Below are 16,808 nucleotides of genomic sequence, written 5' to 3' on the forward strand. Positions count from 1 at the left end.
GCGATAACACCACCACTTTCTTCCATCTTCCTTCTGTTAAAAAGTTGCTATCTTATTGTATCCACAAACGAAAAAAGAGATGCCTCATAAAGAGACATCATCTTTTTTATACTTGTGGTTCAGATTCTACTTTCTCAACCTTTTTCTTGTTTTTGCCCTTTTTCAAACGACGGTTTTCAAGCATTAACCAAATTTGAGAAGCAACGAAAACAGAAGAGTACGTACCTACAACTAATCCAACAAGTAACGCAAACGAGAAGTTACGTAATGACTCACTACCGAAGATAAGTAATGTAATTACCGGGAATAACACTGTTAATACGGTGTTAATTGAACGACCAAGCGTTTGGCGAATACTTGCATTTACGATTTCTTCTAAGTCTTTTATATCACGAACTCGTTTTTTCTGTTTGTATAATTCACGGTTTCTATCAAATGTAACAATTGAGTCATTAATAGAATAACCGATGATTGTTAACACTGCAGCGATAAACGTTAAGTCTACCTCTAATTGGAAAATACTAAATATAACAACCATAACGAATGCATCATGTAATAATGCAAGTACTGCAGATAATGCGTACGTAAATCTGAATCGAATACTTACGTATAAAATGATAACTGCAGAAGCGATTAATACTGCGATAAATGCATTTCGTGCAATTTCTTTACCAATTGTTGGTGAAACTGTACTTACGTTTGGATCAGTACCATATTTATCATGGAAGAATGTTTTTGTTTTCGCAATTTCATCTTTTGATAGAACACCTAATGTACGAACTGCGAATCCTTTATTGTCATCCCCAGTCGGTACAATATTTTCTTCCTTCACGTCAATTTTCAATTCTTTAAAATCTTTATGAACATCAGACACAGTAAGTGTTTGTTTTGATTGCAAGTCGATACGTGTACCACTCGCAAAATCAATACCAAGATTCAATTTGAAAATTGGTAGTATAATTGCACCTGCAATTACAACTACAATCGAGAAAACAAGGAATTTATGACCGATATTTACGAAGTTAATACGATCAAATCTTGTCGGTGGATGTACTACACCTTTTGTTAATGGAATAATATCCTTTTGTTTCACACCAAAGTATCCTGGCTTTTTATCGAAGTAACGGCTCTTTACAAGTAAACCTAGTAAGAAACGAGTACCGAATACGTTCGTAACGAAACCAACTAAAATACTTACGATTAAACTTGTTGCGAATCCTTTTACAGAGCTATTACCATAAACGAATAATACACCAGCCGCTGCAAGAGTCGTAACGTTTGCATCTAAAATTGTTGCTAATGAACGATGATTACCAGCACGGAATGCTGACATCATTGACTTACCAATTTTCAACTCTTCTTTCAGTCTCTCGTACGTAATAATATTCGCATCAACTGCGATACCTACCCCGAGCACTAATGCCGCAATACCTGGTAATGTCAGAACCGCATGCATCCAGTTAAATACGAGTAGCGTAACAAAAATGTATAGACCTAACATAATAACCGCTACAATTCCTGGTAAACGGTAGTATACAAGCATAAATAAGAAAATAAGAGCGATACCAATCGCACTAGCGAAAATCGTTTGCTCTAACGCTTGTTGACCAAATTTCGCTCCAACTGATGTTGAATACATTTCTTTTAAATCAACAGGAAGTGCACCTGCATTTAATAAAGATGACAGTTGTTTCGCACTTTCAACTGTGAAGTTTCCACCTACGATAGATACTTCAGCTTGATTAAACACTTGGCTTACTGTTGCTGCTGATAAGAACTTCGGATTCGGTTTTGCAGACTCTGCTTTATACGAATCTTTTCCTTCTTCAAAGTCAAGCCAAATTACCATTAAATTCGTTGGTGGTGGCATTTTTGAAATTTTTTCAGTTACTTCACGGAATCTATCAGCGCTTTTTAGTGTAAGACCTACGCTCGCACGGCCTTGCTCATCAAATGTTTGTTTCGCTCCGCCGCCTTTTAAATCCGTTCCGTCCATAAGAAGGTTATCATCTACATCACGGAATGTTAATTTCGCTTGTGTTGATAACATTTCACGTGCTTTTTGCTGATCTTGTACACCAGCAAGCTGTACGCGAATTCGATCTTGTCCTTCAATTTGAATGTTCGGCTCACTTACACCGAGAACATTGACACGATTTTCAAGAGCACCTACTGTACTTACAAGTGCCTCTCGGTCGATTTTATCACCTTTTTTGGCTGGTTTTACTTCATAAAGAATTTCAAAACCACCGCGAAGGTCTAGTCCTAGACTAATTCCTTTTGCTATGTCTTTTCCTGCCGCACCAATTACTCCACCGATTAATAAAACGATGAGGAAAAAGGCGGCAATTCTCGTACCACGCTTTGCCATATGTACCCTCTTTCTGCTACTAACACTTTAAATAAATCTCTTACGATTCACTTTTACACGTATGCATACGCCTAGTTAGTAGACTTCCTTTCTATAATTTTGCTAGTTCATCACTAGCTGTGTCGGTACGTTTTTCACAATACCTACACTTTCATTATTTATTTTTTCTCTTCACTACCCCCTTTATATATAATCTTAGACATAATTATTTCCTCATTATCAATACCTATCATTATACTGCAAAAGGAAGAACAAACCAATTGCAGTCGGTTATTTATTTTCATATTCATCAAATGACCAAAGTGGCGCTTGATATGCTTCAACAGTTAAATAATTCATATATTCATTAGTACTTACTCTTAATACATCATTTACTAATTCATATAATCTAACATCACCGTTTATTTTTTTCCACTTCTTCACTTTAAGAAACTTCCAAATATCATCATCTGTTACTCGGTCATAACCGAACATGTGAAACTCTTCTACTTTGCTTTCTAAAACGACTTGTAACTGTCCGCGGTACGATTCTACCAAAGCCTCTTTTTCTAACATACATAAACATCTCCTTCTTATTTCAGCACGAAAAGTCGCTTTTAATCCCGCTCTAATGGACAGCAATAACTACTTTCAAGAGCACTCTCATACTTCACTCTCTTAAATGCTTGTCATTCTTGTCTCATACGTGCATATAAATTATTGTAAATCATTCCACTGATTTTGAGAAGGTAGGAGAAGACCATGACGAGACAAAGCTTTTTAAAAGGCGCATTTATTTTAATGATAGCCGGCTTTATTACCAAAATCCTTGGATTTATTAACCGGATTGTAATGGCACGTATTTTAGGGGAAGAAGGTGTTGGCCTTTATATGATGGCCGTTCCTACATTCATTCTAGCAATTACATTAACACAAATCGGCCTTCCTGTCGCAATCGCAAAATTTGTAGCAGAAGCGGAAGCTGTGAACGATAGACAAAGGGTTAAAAAAATATTAACAGTATCATTAGCTGTTACATCCGTTATTAGTATCATTTTAACAATCGGAATTATGCTCCTCACACCTATTTTAGCAAAAACATTATTAACTGATGAACGAACGTACTATCCATTAATGGCCATTTTACCTGTCGTTCCTGTTATTGCTGTTTCTTCTGTTTTACGCGGTTATTTCCAAGGGAAACAAAATATGAAACCTAGCGCTTATGCTCAAGTTATAGAACAAGTTGTCCGCATTACAATTATCGCTATATGCATTCAGTTATTTTTACCTTACGGCGTAGAATATGCTGCAGCTGGCGCTATGTTATCAGCCGTTCTCGGTGAAGTTGCATCGTTATTATTTTTACTCACTTTATTCCAGCGCGAAAAACATTTATCTATACGCTCTGGATTTTTCACTACTGTAAAGGAGAGCAAAGGTACATTTTATTCTCTGATGGATATCGCTCTTCCGACTACAGGAAGTCGTTTAATCGGTTCCGTTTCATATTTCTTTGAGCCTATCGTCGTTATGCAAAGCTTAGCGATTGCCGGAGTTGCTGCCTCTGTCGCAACCCAGCAATACGGTATATTAAACGGTTATGCATTCCCACTTCTATCACTGCCAGCCTTTATTACATACGCTCTTTCTACAGCGCTCGTTCCATCTATTAGTGAAGCGATGGCTAAAAGACAGCATAAATTAGTGGAACACCGACTACAACAAGCACTTCGGATCTCATTAATTACTGGTGGGTGGTCAGTCGTTATATTATACGTATTCGCTTCTCCTATTTTAACTCTTATGTATGGATCGGATAGTGCAACAGCATTTATCCAGCTTCTTGCACCTTGCTTTTTATTTCATTACTTTCAAAGTCCACTTACCTCTGTTTTACAAGCTTTAAACTTAGCAAGAGCTGCAATGATGAATACATTTATTGGCGCCATCGTGAAATTAATCCTTATTTTTGTACTAGCTTCAAGGCCAGATTTTCAAATGATGGGGGTTGCCCTTGCAATTGCAGCAAATATAGTAACGGTAACATTCCTTCATTACGCTACTGTTTTAAAGAAAATTACATTTACCATTTACGCAAAAGACTACATTTTCGGTGGACTTGCTATCGGTATTGCAGGCGCTTTCGGTTTTTATCTTCATAAATATATGATTTTCTCTCATTCACTCGGCGTACAAACATTATGGGAAATCACTTTAACAACAATCGTTTATATTATCCTCCTCTTCACTTTCAAACTCATTCGAAAAGAAGAGTTAAGCCGACTCCCAATCATTCGAAAACTTTCATTTTTGAAGTAAACGGGCTTACTATTTCATATAGTAAGCCTCTAGTTTTCTTTCAAATCAACAAAAAATTGTCCATTTTGAAAGCTGCAGTATAAAATTTGTTTGATATCGTTATAACCTAAGTTTTTTAATTTGCCAATAAGCCATTCGTCTGTATGTTCAATCATTTGTAAATGATTCAATTGAATTTCTCCATCAATAATAAGAGGAAGAGTAAACTGCAATGTATCCTGTTTACCTTTTTGTTTTTGAAAGACAGATAACTTCCCAGATGGTTCTAAAATAGCGTATTCTACATCTCGGATATCTCCAACTCCTTGCTCCCTTAATTGCATCAATAAATCATCTATATTATAACGCTGCTTTCTCATCTTCTTTTCATCAATTTTCCCCGCATTTACAAGAATAGCCGGCTCACCTTCTATTAAATGCCGAAATCGTTGAAACTTTAATGAAATGACTGACAAAATAATCTGTATACACATAAGAAAAGTCATGGGAACTAATTGGTGCCAAAGTGATTTATCGGTATTTTCAATTGCGACTACAGCCATTTCGCCAAGCATAATGAATACGACTAAATCTAATACACTTAACTCTCCAATTTCACGTTTACCCATAAGACGAAAAATAATTAATATGATGAAATACAAAAGCATCGTCCGGCCAATGATTGATACCCATTCCATTTCTACATCTCCTTTTTTACGTATAGACTCCCCTATAAAAAATAAACTAGTCTAACTTGGGCAAAAAGAAAATATGCTTGTATTAAAAAGGGGGAATGTATAAATGGATGGAACGAAAAAATTATCAACCGCAATCGGCTTTGGTATCATTACCTTATTAATTCTCGCATCAATTATTAGCATGGTTATAGCTCTTTTATTAAAGTTTACAGATATGACTGAAGGGACATTAGCCGTTACTATTTTTATACTAGCTCTTTTATCTATGCTTATATCCGGATTTACTGCCGGCAAAAAAGCACAAGGGAAAGGTTGGCTAGTAGGTTTCACAACAGGTCTTACATTCGCTATACTTGTTTTTCTAGTTAACTATTTAGGCTTCTCTCAAACTTTATCGAACTCCCAGTTACTTTATCAATTAGCATTAATGGGCGCGAGTACACTCGGTGGTATTTTCGGGGTAAATATGTCAAAACAAAATAACTAAAAAAGGCCCTGCACATTTCATGCAGGGCCTTCCTCATTAGTTTTTCACAACTTCACGAATCGCATTACGATCGAAAGTTAAGTGTGAACCACCAGATTTAATAACGATTTTCGTCTCATCTACTGATTCGATTGTACCGTGTAAACCACCGATTGTTACGATAGCATCACCTTTTGTTAACTCATTTTGCATTTGAGCAACTGCTTTTTGACGCTTTTGTTGCGGGCGAATTAATAAGAAATAGAAAATCGCAAACATCGCAACGATCATAACGATATTCATCATACCTGGATTCATCTTTTGTTCCTCCTTTTAAATTATGTATTAGAAGTTTTTAGCATTCGGTTTATTAAAGCCATACTGTTCAAAGAATTCTTCGCGGAAATCGCCAAGACGGTCTTCACGAATAGCTTGTCTCACCTGCTCCATTAAGTTTAACAGAAAATGAAGGTTGTGATAAGACGTTAAACGAATTCCGAACGTTTCATCACATTTCATTAAGTGACGAATGTACGCACGAGAGTAATTTTTACATGTATAGCAATCACAATTTGGATCAAGCGGACCGAAATCTCTTGCAAATTTCGCATTTTTTACAACTAGACGGCCTTCACTTGTCATACATGTACCATTTCGAGCGATACGAGTTGGAAGTACGCAGTCAAACATATCAATACCACGAATTGCACCATCGATTAATGAGTCAGGAGAACCTACTCCCATTAAGTAACGTGGCTTATTATCTGGAAGAAGTGGTGTTGTAAACTCAAGTACACGGTTCATAATATCTTTCGGCTCACCTACAGATAAACCACCTACAGCGTAACCAGGGAAGTCCATTGAAACAAGGTCTTTTGCACTTTGACGACGAAGCTCTTCGAACTCTCCACCTTGTACAATACCGAATAAACCTTGATCTTGTGGACGTTCATGCGCTTTTAAACAACGTTCTGCCCAACGGCTTGTACGTTCTACAGACTTCTTCATATATTCAAAAGTAGCTGGGAATGGTGGACACTCATCAAATGCCATCATAATATCTGAACCTAATGCATTTTGAATTTCCATCGCTTTTTCTGGCGATAAGAATAATTTATCTCCATTTAAGTGGTTACGGAAGTGAACGCCTTCCTCTTCAATACGACGGAAGTCACTTAAACTGAATACTTGGAAACCACCAGAATCCGTTAAGATTGCACGATCCCAGTTCATAAATTTATGCAAACCGCCTGCTTCACGAATAATTTCGTGACCTGGGCGTAGCCATAAATGATACGTATTACTTAAAATAATGCCAGAATCCATTGCTTTTAATTCTTCTGGTGACATTGTCTTAACTGTTGCAAGTGTACCAACTGGCATAAATGTTGGTGTATCAAATGAACCGTGCGGCGTATGTACACGTCCTAAACGCGCACCCGTTTGTTTACAAGTTTTAATAAATTCATAACGAATTGCTGTCATAATTTACTCCTTTTATTTGTTTCCCATTTTAGCGTGAGATGCAACGAACATTGCATCACCGAAGCTAAAGAAACGATATTTTTCTTTTACTGCTTCATTATAAGCATGAAGTACATTATCTCTATTTGCAAATGCACTTACAAGCATAATTAATGTTGATTTCGGTAAATGGAAGTTTGTAATTAAACCATCAATTGCTTTAAATTCATAACCTGGGTACATAAAAATGTCTGTCCAGCCCGAAGCAGCACAAAGCTTGCCGTCATGATCTGTCGCAATTGTTTCTAACGTACGAGTTGAAGTCGTACCTACCGTAATAATACGTCCACCACTCTCTTTCACACGATTTAATAATGCCGCTGTCTCTTCAGACATATGGTAATATTCTGCGTGCATATGGTGTTCTTCAATCGTATCTGCAGAAACTGGCCTAAATGTTCCAAGTCCTACGTGAAGTGTAATGAAAGCTAACCCAACGCCTTTTTGTTTTAACTTCTCCAGTAGCTCTTCTGTAAAGTGAAGTCCCGCAGTCGGCGCTGCTGCTGAACCGATTTCTTTCGCATATACTGTTTGATAGCGATCGCGATCTTCTAGCGTCTCTTTAATATATGGAGGAAGTGGCATTTCCCCAAGTTCATCTAAAATTTCATAGAAGATGCCGTCATATGAAAATTCAAGCTGACGTCCACCTTGATCTGCAGTTCCTATACAAGTTGCTTTTAATTTCCCTTCGCCAAAAGAGATAACAGTTCCTTCTTTTACACGTTTCGCTGGCTTAACAAGCGTTTCCCACTTATCGCCTTCTTCTTGTTTTAAAAGAAGTACTTCAATGTGCGCGCCTGTATCTTCTTTCACACCATGCAAACGAGCAGGCATAACTTTCGTTTCATTTAAAACTAAGCAATCCCCCTCATGTAAGTAAGAAAGAATGTCTGTAAAATGTTTATGCTCAATATCGCCTGTTTCACGATCTAACACCATTAATCTTGATGTTTCACGATCTTCTAATGGGATTTGTGCAATAAGTTCTTCTGGTAAATGAAAATCAAACAGATTAATATCCATAACTATATCCACCTATTTCTTATTTAAATCGATTTATTATATACATAATAAAAGATAATACAATACTTAACACAATACATGTAATGATAGGAAAATAAAAGGTAACGTTTCCTTTTTTCACAAAAATATCGCCTGGAAGCCTTCCAATGAACTTCCAAGCTAATCCAACAACGATGAGTAAGATACCTGCTGTAATAAGCAATTTTGGCATCTCCGTCATACTTTTGGCATCTCCATTCCGAAATGCTCATATGCAAGCGGCGTTACGATTCGGCCCCTTGGCGTTCGTTGTAAAAAGCCAATTTGTAATAAATATGGCTCATATACATCTTCAATCGTATGAGATTCTTCTCCAATCGTTGCCGAAACCGTTTCTAACCCGACTGGGCCACCACGGAATTTCTCAATAATACCAAGTAATAATTTATGATCGATATGATCTAGACCTAATTTATCTACTTGCAGTAGTTCTAACGCCATTTGTGTAATTTCCATTGTAACCGTTCCGTTACCACGAACTTGTGCGAAATCTCGTACACGTCGTAATAAACGATTCGCAATACGAGGTGTACCACGAGCACGTCTTGCAATTTCTAGTGCGGCTAACGAATCAATTTCAACTTCAAATACTTCTGCTGTACGTTCAACAATCTCAGAAAGCTGATCTACTGTGTAATATTCTAATCTTGAAAGTACACCGAAACGGTCACGAAGCGGCGCTGATAATGCCCCCGCACGCGTCGTTGCTCCAACTAGTGTAAACGGAGGCAAATCTAAACGTACAGACCGTGCTGACGGCCCTTTTCCAATTACGATATCAAGGCAAAAATCCTCCATCGCAGGATATAACACTTCTTCAATTGATCTATGCAAACGATGAATTTCATCAATAAATAATACATCACCCGGCTGAAGTGCTGTTAATACAGCTGCTAAATCTCCCGGCCTTTCAATTGCTGGGCCTGAAGTTGTTCTAACATTTACGCCCATTTCATTGGCAATAATATTGGCAAGCGTCGTTTTACCAAGTCCTGGTGGTCCATATAGAAGCACATGATCTAACGTTTCTTCACGCATTTTCGCTGCTTCAATAAACACCTCTAAATTATGTTTCGCTTTATCTTGGCCAATATACTGACGGAGCGTCTGTGGCCGTAATGAATATTCTAAATCCGAATCTTCATATGCAGATTCCCCTGAAAGGAGACGTTCGTCCATTATACTCACCTCTTACCATTTAGTAAAAGACTAAGTGCCTTTTTAATATACTGATCCGTCGTTAATGATTCTTTTAATAACTCTGGTACAACGCGAGAAACTTCTCGTTCTGCGTATCCAAGTGCGCGCAGAGCTTCCAGCGCCTCATCAAGCTCAGCTGATGAACCTTTCTTCTCATCAAAACGTTCTGTGTCTGAGAATAAATCAACAAACGCATCTGGCACGACATCAGCTAGTTTTCCTTTTAAATCTAAAATCATTTGGCGTGCTGTTTTCTTTCCGACGCCCGGGAACTTCACTAAAAACTTCTCGTCTTCGTGTTCAATCGCTTGAACGACCTGTCCTGTTTGACCAGATGCTAAAATTGCAAGAGCACCTTTTGGTCCAATACCAGACACACCTAACAACTTTGTAAATAATAAACGCTCTTCACGTGTTTTAAACCCGTAAAGTGCCATAATATCTTCTCTCACATAATGATATGTATAGACACGGATTTCTTGCTTACTTCTTTGAAATACATACGGATTTGGTGTGAAAATTTGATAACCAATTCCATTATGGTCAATTACGACATATTCCGGTCCTACATATTCCACGTAACCTGTAACATATTCAAACAAAATACGATCTCTCCCTCTTAAATCATGTATTCCATTTTAACATATTTAATGATAGAAAAGCGAGACTACCCCAACAAATGTTCTCTATTTAAAACTTCTGTTATTTTCCATTGACAGAAAGTATGAAGCACCTTAATATACAGAAGTCGATAATGATTATCAATACTAATTAAAGGGGTTACATCAGGATGAAACAGAAGCTATTTATTTTATTTACTATTATGCTAGTTGTTCTTTCTATCGTTGGCTGTTCTTCTCAAAAAGAAGAATCGAAAGCGAAAGAACAACCGAAAACAAAAGTTGTAAAACACGCTAAAGGGGAAGCTACAATTCCAGTAAATCCAAAGAGAATTGTTGACCTATCTGGATCAACAGAAGAATTATTACTTCTTGGACACAAACCTGTTGGTACAGCAAACACATATAAAGATAAAATCCAAAATCATTTAACAGAAAAATTAGACGGCGTAAAGGCAGTAGGTTGGTACTGGGCACCTAAAGTTGATTTAGAAGCTGTTACTGCATTAAAACCAGACTTAATTATTTTAAATAATCGTCAGTTGAAGATCTATGATCAATTAGAAAAGGTTGCACCAACAGTTGTTTTAGAAACAAACTTAGAAGACTGGCGCGGTAAGTTTAAAGAAGTAGGTAAACTATTTGACGAAGAAAAGAAAGCAGACAAATGGATTGCAAACTACGATAAAAAAGCAGACTCTTTATCTAAAAAAATTAAAGAAAAAACAAAAGATGAGAACTTTATGTTCGTCGCAGTTACACCACAAAACTTCCGTGTATACGGTAGCTTCGGATACGGTGACATCATCTTTAATGACTTAAAACTTCCAGTAACAAAAGGTACAGATTTAAAACAAACGATGGCACAAGTATCGCTAGAAGGTCTTGTTGCATTCCAACCTGATCAAATGTTTATTGTAAACTTTGGCGGCGAAGCTGATAAAGTTTACGAAGACTACAAAAACAGTGCCGTTTGGAAAGACAATAAAGCAGTTAAAAACAATCACGTATATGAAGTATCAAATGAAATCTTCAATACGAAAGCTTTCAATCCAATCGGAAAAGATATGCTAATTGATGAAATCGCAAAACAAATTTTAGATAAAAACAAGTAAAAAAAAGCAGCTCACCATGAGCTGCTTTTTTTCTTATTTTGCACTGCGTATTGCTTCATTTTTTCAATCGTCTTCACAAAACCTTCTTTTGATTTAATGCGAATACCACGCTTCAATTTTGCACGCTCATAACTCTCCAGCTTTTTCATATCAATTTGAAAGAAGGAATGAATCGCATTATCACTTTTCGGTACACCTTTAAAAATTTGTAATATCCCTTCCTCTGACACACCAAAATATCCGCTCGTTTTCAATAATGGAGAAATATCATCAACTTTCTTTTGTAATACGATTTGTACATCATCACGATCAACGAGCTGCCATTCTTTATATTGCTGTAGAAACTTTTCTAAGTCCGCTACTTTTTCTGTAAATATTTCCTCGCTTACTTCTCCATCAACATACATTCGCTCTAATAAAATTGTAACTTCCGGCTCTTTTTCTGTTACTTCTGGTACTGGCCCTTCCGCCTTCACATTCGTTTCATAAACGAAACAAAACATCATAACGAAAGCTTGTACTGCAATCAGTATCCATTTCATTTCCGTTCACCTCTTTTAGGCAAGATCAAACTTTCATTAGTAGTTTTTCCGGAAATGGGGGTTTTATCCATATAAATGACCGTATTACATTTCTCTCGAAAATAAAAAATGCAGATAAAGTTTTATCTTTATCTGCATTAGCATTTGTTTTTATATAAAATGAAAGACGCCTGCAAAGCAGGCGTCTTGATGCGTTTACGGCGAGAGACCAGGCGACCACATTCGCGTGTTTAGCACTTAAGCATATCTCTCGTCTTACGTAAATTAGCTCATCGCTTTGCTAATATAACATTAATAAATTATAAGTGCAACATGTTTATAAAAATATTTTATTTCCTCTTTCACCCAAACGAACTTTATGTAAATTATAAATTGATAAATGCAATATATATGTTACAATTAATATAACAGCGAAATCATAATAAACAGGAGATGGATATTGTGAAAAAAATAAAGGATGAACGTCTCATTCTGAAAACATTAAAAAACATACGTATTGCCTTTCTTTTTCAATCGCTTGGTATAATTGGCATTTTAGGATATATCGGATTCACTGAAGGAATGGATCAAATTACGAAATCTCCATTATGGTTATTATTTATCCTTACAAGTATTGTACTTAGTTATTTACAGTTAAGCGTTTCTATCGATGTAGAAGAAGGCGAAAAGGATATAAAGTTAACTCCTTATTACAAAATTATTTTACGCTCTCTTATTGTAGGAACTATTATAGCCATTATTTATATTATTTTCAGTCCAGAAAGACCTCTCTTTGAGGCTATTCTAACAGGTAGTATTTTCTTTATATGTTTTTTAATTTCTTATTCCATTAGTTATTTCATTAAAAAACGTCGTTTACAAGACAACGATGAATAAAGAGGAAGGGCTACCCCTTCCTCTTTTGTTTTGCTATCGCATAGTACCAGTTAAACCGTAACGAATGTCTCGGAACATATTCCCTATATCACGATTAAAATCGTTTGTAACTGTACCGTTACGTAGGCGTGTACTCATTGCATCGACACGAGTAAACATGTCATTTCTTACAGAAACATATACATTTCTGTTTCCAACTTCATTTACAACGGCTTGACGAACTTCGTTTGCAAGTGCCGTTTCATTCGATACTGGATTACGCGGTTTTACCGCAATCGCCACATCGTTTCCATATACAACTGTAGACACGCGGTCTACGTTATTCATACGCTTTACACGATTTGTTATTTTTTCTGCTGTTTTACCATCATTGTTAATGTATGAATTGTTCATTGTAATATTACGTGTTGGATGCGGGTTAGCAATTTGACCGTTGTAATTTACATCGCGGTAATAATTGTTATATCCTGTATCATTACGACCATTTCTATATGTTACATAATCTGTATAACGATCATTACGCGTTACATTATCACGATACTGATGTGTATCATTATAAGATGTACGCTCGTAATTGTAGTTACGTCCATCCATTGCATTATTATCTTTTGGTGTACCACATGCAGCTAATGCACTGGTAACTAACAAAGAAGCAGCGATCACTTTTACTTTCGTATTCAATACAAAAACCCCCTCTGTTAGAATGAGCTTCTTTTCTGAAAAGCTCCCTCTTATGATGAGTAACAGAGAAGGTTTTTACACTGTTAATATTTCACTGGGGATTTTCTAACATTTGATGTAAATCTTCCATTTTCAGAACGACTCTACATAAAAAAAGGCGGGAATAATCCCACCTTTTTTAAACTTCCTCTTCGTCCTCTTCTTCTGAAACTGGATCTCCAAATACATTTGGTGGATCCGGTTGATAATACATCGTTCCTGGCTGTGGCGCATATGCCGATTGAGTTGGTTGATAATATAAAGGATTCGCATATTGTGGTCCTCCAGGTTGAGGACTATATAACCTACTCTCTCCTCCGCATCCACAATCTTCTTCACCTTGTACGAGTGGCGGCATATTATTATCCATTGGCATCATATTTGGATTTGGCATAGACGTATATTGCGGTCCAAACGGTGCTCCTTGCTGATATGGCATTTGATATGGATTTTGTTGTTGATAATACGGATTTGGCGGCATCATAGGCTGTTGGTATGGTATTTGATATGGCATCATATTCGGTGGTTGATTATTATCCATTATCGGCATCATATTCGGCATTTGATTGTTATCCATTATTGGCATCATATTCGGCATTTGATTGTTATCCATTATTGGCATCATATTTGGCATTTGATTATTATCCATTATCGGCATCATGTTTGGCATTTGATTATTATCCATTATCGGCATCATATTTGGCATTTGGTTGTTATCCATTATCGGCATCATATTTGGCATTTGGTTGTTATCTATTATCGGCATCATATTTGGTATTGGGTTATTATCCATTATCGGCATGATGTTTGGTGGTTGATTGTTATCCATTATCGGCATGATGTTTGGTGGTTGATTGTTATCCATTATCGGCATCATATTTGGCATTTGGTTGTTATCCATTATCGGCATGATGTTTGGTGGTTGATTGTTATCCATTATCGGCATGATGTTTGGTGGTTGATTGTTATCCATGATTGGCATGATGTTTGGCGGTTGATTGTTATCCATTATCGGCATGATGTTTGGTATTTGAATATTTGGCGGTATTACTTGTGGAATAACTACATTTTCTTTCGATACATTTGGTGACACGATGTTTCCTACATTTTCTTTCTTCACTTGCGGTGACATGATATTCCCTACATTTTCTTTCTTTACTTGCGGTGACACGATATTCCCTACATTTTCTTTCTTTACTTGCGGTGACACGATATTTCCTACATTTTCTTTCTTTATTTGAGGTGACACGATATTCCCTACATTTTCTTTCTTTACTTGCGGTGACACGATATTATCTTTTTTCGTTTGCGGAGAAATGATGTTATTAGGTTTCATTTTAGTAATTTGAGGAGCAATTAACTCGCTTCCTTTTTTAATTACATCTGAAATTTTATATTCTTTTTTTGCTTTTATTGGTGGTTGCGGCGGCTGTGGTAATACATTTACCGAAAACTTCGTGTTTTCTTTTTCTGCTGGTTTTTGTTTTTCTATAACAGGTGGTTTTTGAATAACAGACGGTTTTTCAACTGGTTTTTCTATTTGAATTGGCTTTTCTTTTTGCACCTCTTTTTGTGGCTTTACCTGTACTTCTTTTTGCGGTTTCACTTGCATTTCCTTCTGTGGTTTTACCTGTACTTCTTTTTGTGGTTTTACTTGCACTTCTTTTTGTGTTTGTTGCATAGCAGGTTGCTGTGTAATTGGTGCTGATTGATACGTAACTTCTTCCTCATCTTCTATTCCAAGTGGCGTTGGTGTTGCTGCAAATTCTTTTTGCTGTACTTCTTTTACATATTGTTTTGGAGGTGCTGAACCTGCCCCAGCCTGTTGTTTTACGTGAACGCTGTTTGATGGTACTTTAATTTTCATACCTGGCATGATTAAATCTGGATTACTAAGTTGTGTATTTGTGTTTTTCAACGTATCAAAATCCACTCCGTACTTTTTCGCAATTTTCCAAAGGGTATCCCCTTTTTGCACGATATGAATTTTCAAATTTTCCCCCTCCTGTATAACTTATCTATAAGTAACAAATCTCATGAAGTAACCCTTTCTAAATAACGCTAACTTCTGTTCACTTGTATCACTTCTTCGATTTTTAATATCATTAGAAGTGGAATAAGCATAAAAAAATCGCAATGATTTCTTCAAAACAATGTATGCCCATTTCGTTCTCGTTATGATTATATGCATGAAAAAAAGCAACAGAAATACCGTTGCTTTACACACGCTCTAACATACGATTTAATGCGAGAACCGCTTCTTCAGTCACTTGTTTATCTACGCTAATAACGTTAATTTCTTCTCCTCTTTCTACCGTTTCAAGCACCCATAATAAGTGCGGCAGATCAATTCGGTTCATCGTTAAACACGGACACATAAATGGATTAAGTGAAACAATCTCTTTATCTGTATGTTGCTGAATAATTCGGTTCACTAAATTCATCTCTGTACCAATTGCCCATTTACTTCCAGGTGGCGCTGCTTCAATCATATCAATAATATATTTCGTTGACCCTGCGTAATCCGAAGCATCAACGACCTCATAACAACATTCCGGATGTACAATAATATTCATATCCGGATGATTTTTTCGTACATTCTCAATGTTTTTCACTGTAAAGTTTTGATGAACCGAACAATGCCCTTTCCATAAAATCACTTGAATTCCTTCTATATCTCCATCGTATTCTAATGAATCTGTATGCGGGTCCCATACTGCCATTTTATCTAACGGGATACCTAAATCGTATGCTGTATTTCTTCCTAAATGTTGATCCGGTAAAAAGACAAGACGCTCTTTTTGTGTAAACGCCCAAGACACCATTTGTTTTGCATTAGAAGAAGTTACTGTTGCTCCGCCATTACGACCACAAAACGCTTTAATTGCAGCTGTAGAGTTAACATATGTTAACGGAATCATCGTATCTCCAAATAATTTTGCGAGCTCTTTCCATGCTCTTTCTGTTTGTTCAATATCTGCCATATCTGCCATCGAACAACCTGCACGCATATCTGGCAAAATAACGATTTGATCATCTGTCGTTAACATATCTGCTGTTTCTGCCATAAAGTGTACGCCACAAAATACAATATATTTTGCTTCTTTATTGCTCGCTGCAACTTGCGCAAGCTGAAGCGAATCTCCTGCTGCATCAGAAAATTGTACCACTTCATCTTTTTGGTAATGATGCCCTGGAATAAATAGTGTTTTCCCCATTTTTTCTTTAATTTCACGAACACGCTTTTCCATATCTTCTGTTGACATCGTGTAATAACGCTCTGGTAACATCGTTTCAATCGGTTGTACTTTTTCTAAAATACTCATATCCC

Annotated in this window: 16 protein-coding genes and 1 pseudogene; 4 read left to right on the top strand and 13 right to left on the bottom strand. The window is 36.6% G+C overall.

Annotation, left to right across the window (positions count from 1 at the left end):
- Window positions 1–106: 106 nt before the first annotated feature.
- Both secDF and NHG49_RS22395 read right to left on the bottom strand, forming a co-directional pair.
- A complete protein-coding gene (secDF, locus tag NHG49_RS22390) occupies window positions 107–2,371 on the bottom strand; it encodes a protein translocase subunit SecDF (protein ID WP_064474713.1) in 2,265 nt (754 codons plus the stop codon).
- Window positions 2,372–2,641: 270 nt separating this feature from the next.
- Entirely contained in the window at window positions 2,642–2,926 is a 285-nt protein-coding gene (locus tag NHG49_RS22395; protein WP_000890214.1) for a post-transcriptional regulator, read from the bottom strand.
- A gap of 186 nt (window positions 2,927–3,112) precedes the next feature.
- Between NHG49_RS22395 and spoVB the strand changes: the two genes are divergently transcribed.
- The gene (spoVB, locus tag NHG49_RS22400) at window positions 3,113–4,672 is read left to right on the top strand and encodes a stage V sporulation protein B (protein ID WP_064474712.1); all 1,560 of its coding nucleotides are present in this window, start codon (window positions 3,113–3,115) and stop codon (window positions 4,670–4,672) included.
- A gap of 29 nt (window positions 4,673–4,701) precedes the next feature.
- On the opposite strand, the gene NHG49_RS22405 is transcribed toward spoVB, so the two are convergent.
- Window positions 4,702–5,349, bottom strand: coding sequence for a DUF421 domain-containing protein (locus NHG49_RS22405; RefSeq protein ID WP_064474711.1), 648 nt, complete (start codon window positions 5,347–5,349; stop codon window positions 4,702–4,704).
- Window positions 5,350–5,452: 103 nt separating this feature from the next.
- Here NHG49_RS22405 and NHG49_RS22410 point away from each other — a divergent pair, with 103 nt between their 5' ends.
- Window positions 5,453–5,836 (top strand): TIGR04086 family membrane protein, encoded by a 384-nt coding sequence (locus NHG49_RS22410; RefSeq protein WP_048562228.1) that lies wholly within the window; start codon window positions 5,453–5,455, stop codon window positions 5,834–5,836.
- Window positions 5,837–5,872: 36 nt separating this feature from the next.
- Here NHG49_RS22410 and yajC read toward each other — a convergent pair whose 3' ends face one another.
- Genes yajC through ruvA form a run of 6 tightly spaced genes read right to left on the bottom strand, consistent with a single transcriptional unit; the run spans window position 5,873 to window position 10,206 of the window.
- Window positions 5,873–6,133 (bottom strand): preprotein translocase subunit YajC, encoded by a 261-nt coding sequence (gene yajC, locus NHG49_RS22415; protein ID WP_154131312.1) that lies wholly within the window; start codon window positions 6,131–6,133, stop codon window positions 5,873–5,875.
- A gap of 27 nt (window positions 6,134–6,160) precedes the next feature.
- Entirely contained in the window at window positions 6,161–7,300 is a 1,140-nt protein-coding gene (gene tgt, locus NHG49_RS22420; protein WP_000125362.1) for a tRNA guanosine(34) transglycosylase Tgt, read from the bottom strand.
- Between the two features lie 12 nt (window positions 7,301–7,312).
- A complete protein-coding gene (queA, locus tag NHG49_RS22425; RefSeq protein ID WP_064474710.1) occupies window positions 7,313–8,365 on the bottom strand; it encodes a tRNA preQ1(34) S-adenosylmethionine ribosyltransferase-isomerase QueA in 1,053 nt (350 codons plus the stop codon).
- Between the two features lie 19 nt (window positions 8,366–8,384).
- Window positions 8,385–8,585 (bottom strand): DUF2905 domain-containing protein, encoded by a 201-nt coding sequence (locus tag NHG49_RS22430; protein WP_000138162.1) that lies wholly within the window; start codon window positions 8,583–8,585, stop codon window positions 8,385–8,387.
- Window positions 8,582–9,583, bottom strand: coding sequence for a Holliday junction branch migration DNA helicase RuvB (ruvB, locus tag NHG49_RS22435; protein WP_000344467.1), 1,002 nt, complete (start codon window positions 9,581–9,583; stop codon window positions 8,582–8,584). The genes NHG49_RS22430 and ruvB overlap by 4 nt, the downstream gene beginning before the upstream one ends.
- A 5-nt stretch (window positions 9,584–9,588) precedes the next feature.
- A complete protein-coding gene (ruvA, locus tag NHG49_RS22440; RefSeq protein WP_000464511.1) occupies window positions 9,589–10,206 on the bottom strand; it encodes a Holliday junction DNA helicase RuvA in 618 nt (205 codons plus the stop codon).
- 188 nt (window positions 10,207–10,394) lie between these two features.
- On the opposite strand from ruvA, the gene NHG49_RS22445 reads away from it, so the two are divergent.
- Window positions 10,395–11,339: an iron-hydroxamate ABC transporter substrate-binding protein gene (locus tag NHG49_RS22445; protein ID WP_154131311.1), complete on the top strand. Its 945-nt coding sequence runs from the start codon at window positions 10,395–10,397 to the stop codon at window positions 11,337–11,339.
- 11 nt (window positions 11,340–11,350) lie between these two features.
- Here the strand turns inward: NHG49_RS22445 and NHG49_RS22450 are convergent, their stop codons facing one another.
- Window positions 11,351–11,881: a BofC C-terminal domain-containing protein gene (locus tag NHG49_RS22450; protein WP_000871201.1), complete on the bottom strand. Its 531-nt coding sequence runs from the start codon at window positions 11,879–11,881 to the stop codon at window positions 11,351–11,353.
- Between the two features lie 432 nt (window positions 11,882–12,313).
- Between NHG49_RS22450 and NHG49_RS22455 the strand changes: the two genes are divergently transcribed.
- Window positions 12,314–12,757: a branched-chain amino acid ABC transporter substrate-binding protein gene (locus tag NHG49_RS22455; protein WP_081257175.1), complete on the top strand. Its 444-nt coding sequence runs from the start codon at window positions 12,314–12,316 to the stop codon at window positions 12,755–12,757.
- A 33-nt stretch (window positions 12,758–12,790) separates the two neighbouring features.
- Here the strand turns inward: NHG49_RS22455 and NHG49_RS22460 are convergent, their stop codons facing one another.
- From NHG49_RS22460 to nadA, 3 genes and pseudogenes are all read right to left on the bottom strand, one after another.
- Window positions 12,791–13,438, bottom strand: coding sequence for a YhcN/YlaJ family sporulation lipoprotein (locus NHG49_RS22460; RefSeq protein ID WP_048562224.1), 648 nt, complete (start codon window positions 13,436–13,438; stop codon window positions 12,791–12,793).
- A gap of 1,875 nt (window positions 13,439–15,313) precedes the next feature.
- Window positions 15,314–15,470: pseudogene (gene safA, locus NHG49_RS31735) on the bottom strand (SafA/ExsA family spore coat assembly protein); the annotation flags it as partial.
- A gap of 226 nt (window positions 15,471–15,696) precedes the next feature.
- Window positions 15,697–16,803: a quinolinate synthase NadA gene (nadA, locus tag NHG49_RS22470; RefSeq protein ID WP_064474707.1), complete on the bottom strand. Its 1,107-nt coding sequence runs from the start codon at window positions 16,801–16,803 to the stop codon at window positions 15,697–15,699.
- Window positions 16,804–16,808 lie beyond the last annotated feature (5 nt).

It is taken from the genome of Bacillus sp. IBL03825, assembly GCF_024712505.1.
GTDB classification, from domain to species: Bacteria; Bacillota; Bacilli; order Bacillales; family Bacillaceae_G; genus Bacillus_A; species Bacillus_A wiedmannii.

What these genes read in the sequence shown, in the direction of transcription:
- secDF (WP_064474713.1), bottom strand. Translation starts at nt 2,371, where the DNA reads ATGGCAAAGCGTGGTACGAGAATTGCCGCCTTTTTCCTCATCGTTTTA.
- NHG49_RS22395 (WP_000890214.1), bottom strand. Translation starts at nt 2,926, where the DNA reads ATGTTAGAAAAAGAGGCTTTGGTAGAATCGTACCGCGGACAGTTACAA.
- spoVB (WP_064474712.1), top strand. Translation starts at nt 3,113, where the DNA reads ATGACGAGACAAAGCTTTTTAAAAGGCGCATTTATTTTAATGATAGCC.
- NHG49_RS22405 (WP_064474711.1), bottom strand. Translation starts at nt 5,349, where the DNA reads ATGGAATGGGTATCAATCATTGGCCGGACGATGCTTTTGTATTTCATC.
- NHG49_RS22410 (WP_048562228.1), top strand. Translation starts at nt 5,453, where the DNA reads ATGGATGGAACGAAAAAATTATCAACCGCAATCGGCTTTGGTATCATT.
- yajC (WP_154131312.1), bottom strand. Translation starts at nt 6,133, where the DNA reads ATGAATCCAGGTATGATGAATATCGTTATGATCGTTGCGATGTTTGCG.
- tgt (WP_000125362.1), bottom strand. Translation starts at nt 7,300, where the DNA reads ATGACAGCAATTCGTTATGAATTTATTAAAACTTGTAAACAAACGGGT.
- queA (WP_064474710.1), bottom strand. Translation starts at nt 8,365, where the DNA reads ATGGATATTAATCTGTTTGATTTTCATTTACCAGAAGAACTTATTGCA.
- NHG49_RS22430 (WP_000138162.1), bottom strand. Translation starts at nt 8,585, where the DNA reads ATGACGGAGATGCCAAAATTGCTTATTACAGCAGGTATCTTACTCATC.
- ruvB (WP_000344467.1), bottom strand. Translation starts at nt 9,583, where the DNA reads ATGGACGAACGTCTCCTTTCAGGGGAATCTGCATATGAAGATTCGGAT.
- NHG49_RS22445 (WP_154131311.1), top strand. Translation starts at nt 10,395, where the DNA reads ATGAAACAGAAGCTATTTATTTTATTTACTATTATGCTAGTTGTTCTT.
- NHG49_RS22450 (WP_000871201.1), bottom strand. Translation starts at nt 11,881, where the DNA reads ATGAAATGGATACTGATTGCAGTACAAGCTTTCGTTATGATGTTTTGT.
- NHG49_RS22455 (WP_081257175.1), top strand. Translation starts at nt 12,314, where the DNA reads ATGGATATTGTGAAAAAAATAAAGGATGAACGTCTCATTCTGAAAACA.
- nadA (WP_064474707.1), bottom strand. Translation starts at nt 16,803, where the DNA reads ATGAGTATTTTAGAAAAAGTACAACCGATTGAAACGATGTTACCAGAG.